The organism is Achromobacter sp. GbtcB20, from assembly GCF_019091095.1.
GTDB lineage: Bacteria > Pseudomonadota > Gammaproteobacteria > Burkholderiales > Burkholderiaceae_B > Achromobacter > Achromobacter mucicolens.
This window is the reverse complement of sequence record NZ_JAGXJZ010000107.1, coordinates 1-717: the sequence shown is the minus strand read 5'-3', so window position 1 is coordinate 717 and position 717 is coordinate 1. Positions and strand designations below refer to the sequence as shown.

Here is a 717-nt window from a genome sequence, read left to right as displayed (position 1 = left end):
GCCCACCACGACCCGCTCACGGGGCTGGCCAACCGCACCCAGCTGCAGGACGAACTGAAGCGCGCGATCGAATTCGCTGCGAGCACCGAACTGCTGGGCGCGCTGGCCTTCCTCGTCCTCGACAACTTCAAGTACATCAACGACACCTTCGGCCACGAAGCCGGCGACGTGGTGCTGCGCGAAATCGCCAGCCGCCTGCGCGCCAGCGTGCGCGAGGACGACACCGTCGCGCGCGTCGGCGGCGACGAATTCGTGCTGGTCATCCGCGACCAGCCGAGCATCCAGCACGTGGCCGACCTGGTCGAGCGCATCCGCCGCAGCGTCGGCGCGCCGATCGAGGTGGCGGGCAAGGAAATCGTGCCCGGCACCAGCATCGGCGTCAGCCTCTTTCCCCTGGACGGCGACAACGTCGACCGCGTGATGCGCGCCGCCGACGCCGCCATGTACCACGCCAAGAGCCTGGGCAAGAACAATTGCCAGTTCTATTCCACCGAACTGAACCAGGCCGTGCACCGGCACCTGCTGCTCGAAGCCAGCCTGAGCCGGGCGATCCGCAACGACGAACTGACCCTCGGCTACCAGCCGAAAGTCGACCTGCGCACGGGCAAGGTGATCGGCGCCGAAGCCCTGGTGCGCTGGCGCCATCCGGAACGCGGCGTGATCTCGCCGACCGAGTTCATCCCGCTGGCCGAGGAGACCGGCCAGCGGGATGAACTC

At 68.1% G+C, this 717-nt stretch carries 1 protein-coding gene; it reads left to right on the top strand.

The genetic code is table 11. The features are described from left to right. Positions 1-717: bifunctional diguanylate cyclase/phosphodiesterase (locus KVT32_RS28020; RefSeq protein WP_217619187.1), on the top strand; the 717-nt coding region annotated here is incomplete at both ends.